Origin of the sequence: uncultured Anaerococcus sp. (assembly GCF_937934665.1) — a bacterium.
GTDB lineage: Bacteria > Bacillota > Clostridia > Tissierellales > Peptoniphilaceae > Anaerococcus.
In genome coordinates, this window is sequence record NZ_CALGYW010000057.1 from 1 (window position 1) to 6,146 (window position 6,146).

Sequence of the window (6,146 nt, forward strand, 5' to 3'; positions counted from 1 at the left end):
ATCCTAATATCCGAGGAATTAGGTTATTTCTGTATATTTTGAAGTATTTTTTAAAAAAGCCATAGCCAAGTATAGTTTTAACCATGATCTCCTTAGATTTAAACTTAATGTGAAGTCCTATTACAATTCTAACCATCATATAGTAAAGAATAAGAAATATAAGCAAAAATACTAAGGACAGGATCAAGTATCGTACATGTCGACTAAGGGAGGTCAGGTAAAATTCATAAACATTGGTCCTATAACTTATCAAATAGTCTATATCTTTATTAGCTAGCAATTCTTTCCAAGTATTATCATTCATCTTATACATTGATAATTCACTTATATACATGGGGTTAAAATAATTCTGTTCACTTCTTAAATCTAAAAAAATTAGGGGATCCTTGTAAATTTTGCTCTGGATACTGGTATTCTTAGAAATTGCTATAGTTTCAATTTTGCTATAGGTTAGAGTATTGTATTTTTCCTCATTGGGAAAATAAAGATCGCTTAACATTTCTAAGTCAGCAAGGCCATCTTTAACATAATTTTGTGGGATAAGCAAATTTATAGCATCTTCTTTTATCCTTCCTTTGTCAAGGTCTGTATTCGACAGGATAAAACTTTTTGCATTATTTGCAGATAGGATTATAGCCTTACCAGTTCTCATTCCGTCTTGAAGGTAAACATTTGTAAATCTTTTATTCCTAAATTTTTTCAAAAAAGAACCTATATAATTTTCCTGAAGAACTATAGTTTCATTGTTAGCCTCCTTGTTTTTATCAATTAGTGAAGAATTTATATAATAGTAATCAGACATCTCTTTGAAAAAATCTCTTTGAGAAATGTAAGCGTGGGACTTGCTTACCATATCTATATTAATTGATATAAAACTTATGACCATAAAGCTAAGGGCTATTTGAAATATGTATGACCCTCTCAAGATTTTCTTGTCAGTTTTTGCATTATTGATAGATCTTTTAAAGTCTAAAAAAACCAACCTATAGTAAATAAGTCCATTAAGAACTATAAATAAGGCAAGCATAGCCATACTAAAGCTTAGCATATAGTCAGTCTTTGTAGTAAATAAAAATCTAAGCAAGAAAAATATAGCTAAGTATATTAAAGAAAATATAAGCGACTCTCTTATAATATAAGAAAAAATTTCAGACCTTATATCTTCTCCGTAGATAAACTTAAGTAATACTTCTTTTTTAAAAAGCTCAGTAAATAAAATACTTAATATAAGCAGAAAAGCTATAGAAACTAGCCGCACTATTGCTAAGACTTTGGAAGGATTGTAGTAGCTATATCCTTCTTTAGGACTTTCACCTCCATATTTATCAATTAAGGTTGATTTAAAATCCCTAGCATCATCCATATCACCGATAAGATAGAAATCTAAAAGCTTATCAGGATAATCATAGGAGTCAAAATCTTTGAAGACAAGTTCGATTTTTCCTAGGGAAAAACTATTAAAAAGACCTTCTTGGACTTTTGATTTATCATCAAGCACTTTTTTAACAAAATCATTACCATATACTTTGATTTTCTCTTCCCTAAGACCTTTAATATCTCTTTCTACAGCGAAAATTGCAAGTCCAGATTCATCAGCAGTTTTTTTGATTTCTTCCAAACTATATTCTTTCTCCTCTTTATCATTTGGTAAATAAAAAGAAGTTCTTATATAGCCAGTCTCAAAACTTTCAAGATTCCAGGCATACAACTCTCCAGTGAGAATAAGTATAACAAAGACCATAATAGAAAAAAAATATTATTTTATTCTTCTCATGGCTTATCCTTTAATACAAAAAGTGAAGTTAAAACTTGAGGCTTATATAAGTATATTTTCTTATATACATGATAGGTAATAGCCTACTAGATAAGAAAATTGAACTTATAGAAGCCTCTAACTACTACATTTTAGTAATTGTTGTAATAAGAAATTGAAGTTCCGCTGTGGATCACGTCAACTCTGGAAGTTGAACCAGCACTTTTACCAGCTCCAGTATGCCATCCATTACCATTTTTTATAGCAGCATAATGCGATTTAGCATTGTGCCTAGCTTTTGCATAGTCTTCTTTAAAGGCCCAAGTATTAAATCCATAAGTAAGCTGAGCATTACCATTGTCACCACTAGCATATCTTTCCCAAGCTCTATCAAAAGTTCCAGAATAGTGTTCAGAAATTGATGCTGCTTCAGAGTTCTTATTTGCAATTGTGATAGAACTTAAAAGCAATGCAGAAAAAAGCAGAATTTTTCGTTTTTTTCATAATCTAATCCTTTCTTATGATTTTACATATACTTATACATTTCATATGTAATCAATTTGCTTAAACTTTAGAATAATGCAAATATTTTTCTAAATATTATAATTTTATGTCTGAGAGCTATTGTCAAAGCAAATTATAATAATAAAAAAGGTAAGCTTGCAGGACTTTACCCATCCTTTAAGCTCACCTTAGTTTTAACTTGGTCTTATTTCCTTGTATAGTTTGGAGATTCTCTTGTAATTTGAATATCGTGTGGGTGGTTTTCTACTAGGGAGGCTGGGGAGATTTTTACGAATTGTGATTTTTCGTAAAGTTCATTAAGGTTTGCTGCTCCGACATAGCCCATACCAGACCTGAGTCCACCTAGCATTTGGTAGATTACATCGCCTACATAGCCCTTGTAAGCTACACGGCCTTCGACTCCTTCTGGTACATATTTTTTGGTGTCATTTTGGAAGTACCTATCAGATGATCCAGATTTCATAGATGCAAGAGATCCCATGCCGCGGTATTCCTTAAATTGCTTACCTTCAAACATGATTGTCTCTCCTGGACTTTCTTCAGTACCTGCAAAGAGGGACCCTGCCATTACTACGCTTGCTCCGCAAGCAAGGGCCTTTGTGATATCTCCTGAATACTTGATACCACCGTCTGCTATTACTGGAATATCATATTTTTTAGCAACTTCCACGCAGTCTATGATGGCAGATATTTGTGGGACACCAACCCCTGTTACAACCCTGGTTGTACAGATAGAACCAGGTCCTATACCGACTTTGACACAGTCGACACCTGCTTCTATGAGGTCCTTGGTAGCTTCGCCTGTGGCAACATTACCTGCTATTATCTGGAGGTCTGGGTATTTAGCCTTGATCTTTTTAACAGCTTCCATTACTCCCTTGGAGTGGCCGTGGGCAGTATCTAGGGCAATAACGTCAACCTTTGCACCTACAAGGGCATCGACTCTTTCCATCATATCGCCTGTGATCCCAACTCCAGCCCCAACAAGGAGCCTGTCCTTTTCATCCCTGGCTGAGTTTGGATATTGCTTGGTTTTTTCTATATCCTTGATGGTGATAAGGCCCTTGAGCTTACCCTCATCGTCAACTATAGGTAGTTTCTCAACCTTGCCAGATTCCATTTTCTTGATAGCCTCTTCCATGGAAATACCCTCATAGCCTAAGATTAGCTTATCCTTGGTCATGATGTCATCGATTTTGACGCTTTCGTCATCTTGGAATCTCACGTCCCTGTTTGTTAAAATTCCCTTTAGGTACATGTCATCATCAACTATTGGCACACCAGAAATCCTGTAGTGGGCCATGATATCAAGGGCTTCTCCTAGGCTATTGTATGGGTGGAGGTAGAAGGGGTCTGTGATAACTCCGTGTTCGCTTCTTTTTACCCTGTCAACTTGGGCAGCCTGCTCTTTGATAGACATATTTTTGTGAATAATACCTATACCGCCCTGTCTGGCCATGGCTATGGCCATCTTGTATTCGGTAACAGTGTCCATAGATGCTGTCATTAGTGGGATGTTTAGCTTGATTTTTTTGGTTAAGTTGGTTTTGATTTTCACTTCGTTTGGTAGGACTTCTGATGCTCCTGGCACTAGAAGTAAGTCATCAAATGTTAAAGCTTCGCCTATAATTTTCATTTTAATCTCCTTATCTCTTTTATACTCATAGAAACAATCCGCCCTTAAAAGCAAGTATCCTCGCTTTTTGCAACACTCTATTCAATTATTTTTCTTACTATACCATTAATAAGTCTGGCCGTCTAATGATTTTATTAAAGCTTGGTAAATACAGAAATTACTAGCTAGAAGCTTAATTTGTAATAAAAAAATCGCCCCGAAGGACGATTTATATTTTTATTCATTTACCATAAGGTAGTTATAAGCTCCTAGGGCTGCTGTTGCTCCAGTGCCTGCAGCTATTACTATCTGCTTAAATAAGACATCTGTAGCATCACCAGCTGCATAGATTCTCTCGATATTGGTTGATCCATCATTTTTAGTGATGATTTCACCCCTGTCAGAAAGCTCTATGCCAGAGTTTTCTAGCCATTCTGTATTTGGAATTAGGCCTACTTGGATAAAGCAGCCTGCTATGTCAAGCTTGTGCTCTTTTCCTGTAATCCTGTCTGTATATTCAAGACTTTCTACCTTGCCATCTCCGTAAAGGCCTGTGGTTTGGGCATTTGTTATTACTGTAACATTTTCTAAAGAATTTAGCTTATCCTGAAGGATTTCATCCGCCTTTAATTCAGGAAGAAATTCTAGGACTGTAACGTGTTTTACTATACCTGCAAGGTCAATTGCAGCTTCAACACCGGAGTTGCCTCCGCCGATTACAGCTACATTCTTACCCTTAAAGAGTGGCCCGTCACAGTGGGTACAGTAGGCAACACCCTTGTTTCTAAATTCTGTTTCACCAGGGATGCCGATTAGCCTCCACCTGGCTCCTGTAGCTATAACAATGGTCTTTGCGTAAAGTTTTGCTCCGTTATCCAGGATGACTTCTACCTTGTCATCCTTTTTTTCTACAGAATTTGCAAGTACACCAGTCATTAGGTCCACTCCTAGGAATTCTACCTGGTCTTGCATTTGGCCCATGAAAGTAGGTCCTTCTGTATATTTAAAACCAGGGATATTTTCGATTGCTAGGGTTTCATTTACCTGGCCACCAAATTCACTTGCGATTATACCGGCTGTGATTCCCTTCCTTGCAGCATAGATTGCAGCTGTTGCCGCCGCAGGTCCACCACCTATGACAAGACTATCATATACTGGCTTATCCTTAAAGTCGTCCTTGTCGACCTTGCTTCCAAGTTTGTCTAAAATACTGTCTATAGACTGCTTGCCGCCTTCGAAGAAGTCTCCGTCTTTAAAGATTGCAGGTACAGCTAGGACATCACGGTCTTCTGCAAGGTCCTGGAACATGCTACCATCTATCATGGTGTGGTTTATTTCAGGGTTTAATATAGCCATGATATTTAGGGCCTGAACTACATCTGGACAGTTGTGGCAGGATAGGGAGACAATTGTCTCAAAATTAGCCTGTCCAAGTCCCTTAATTCTTGACTTTGTAGACTTATCTACCTTTGGCTTAACTCCACCTGCTTGGAGCATAGCGAGGGCAAAGGATGCAAATTCGTGACCTAGGGGAAGGCCAGCAAAGATAATCTGCCCGTGGTCAAAGGGCCCCTTGATTTCAAAAGAAGGCTTAAGGGCTAGGTCTTTTTCGACAAGACTAATCTTATCGGAAAGAGCTGCTACCTCTTCTACAAATTCTTTAACTTTTTTTGAGTTTTCGTCATTATGAGCAGAAAGCCCAATAGTGACCTCTGTTTGTAAGAGGTCGAAATATTGGGCCAACTGGTTCTTTAGATTGTTATCTAACATATTAGATTTTACCAACTAGGTCAAGTCCTGGTGTAAGGGTTGCGTCTTCTTCGCTTTCCCACTTAGCAGGGCATGCTTCACCTGGGTGGTCAGCTACGTATTTTGCAGCCTTAACCTTATTTATATTAAGATTAGCTTTTCTACCAATACCGTCAGCATTGATTTCTAGAGTTTGGATAACATTGTCAGGGTCAATTACAAGGGTTGCTCTGTGGGCTTTCCCTGAATCATCAAGTAGGCCAAGTTCTCTTGTAAGCTCCTTGTTAGAATCACCTATCATTGTATACTCAATCTTACCAATTGCTTCAGAATTGTCATGCCATGCCTTGTGAACAAAGTGGGTATCTACAGATACTGAGTAAACTTCTGCACCAAGGTCCTTTAGCTCTTTGTAAGAATCTTGCATGTCTTCAAGTTCTGTTGGACATACAAAGGTAAAGTCAGCTGGGTAGAAAAGTAAAACAGTGTAAGAACCCTTTAGGT

Annotated in this window: 4 protein-coding genes; all 4 read right to left on the reverse strand. The window is 37.2% G+C overall.

Annotated elements, in window-relative coordinates; translation table 11 throughout:
* Positions 1-1,618 (reverse strand): hypothetical protein (locus Q0410_RS02575; protein WP_299032550.1); only part of this gene is annotated, 1,618 nt, incomplete at its 3' end.
* 844 nt (positions 1,619-2,462) lie between these two features.
* On the reverse strand, positions 2,463-3,914 hold the full coding sequence (guaB, locus tag Q0410_RS02580) for an IMP dehydrogenase (RefSeq protein ID WP_299032552.1): 1,452 nt from the start codon (positions 3,912-3,914) through the stop codon (positions 2,463-2,465).
* 216 nt (positions 3,915-4,130) lie between these two features.
* The gene (gene ahpF / locus Q0410_RS02585) at positions 4,131-5,663 is read right to left on the reverse strand and encodes an alkyl hydroperoxide reductase subunit F (RefSeq protein WP_299032554.1); all 1,533 of its coding nucleotides are present in this window, start codon (positions 5,661-5,663) and stop codon (positions 4,131-4,133) included.
* Between the two features lies 1 nt (position 5,664).
* Positions 5,665-6,146: redoxin domain-containing protein (locus Q0410_RS02590; protein ID WP_299032556.1), on the reverse strand; the 482-nt coding region annotated here is incomplete at its 5' end.

What these genes read in the sequence shown, in the direction of transcription:
- guaB (WP_299032552.1), bottom strand. Translation starts at nt 3,914, where the DNA reads ATGAAAATTATAGGCGAAGCTTTAACATTTGATGACTTACTTCTAGTG.
- ahpF (WP_299032554.1), bottom strand. Translation starts at nt 5,663, where the DNA reads ATGTTAGATAACAATCTAAAGAACCAGTTGGCCCAATATTTCGACCTC.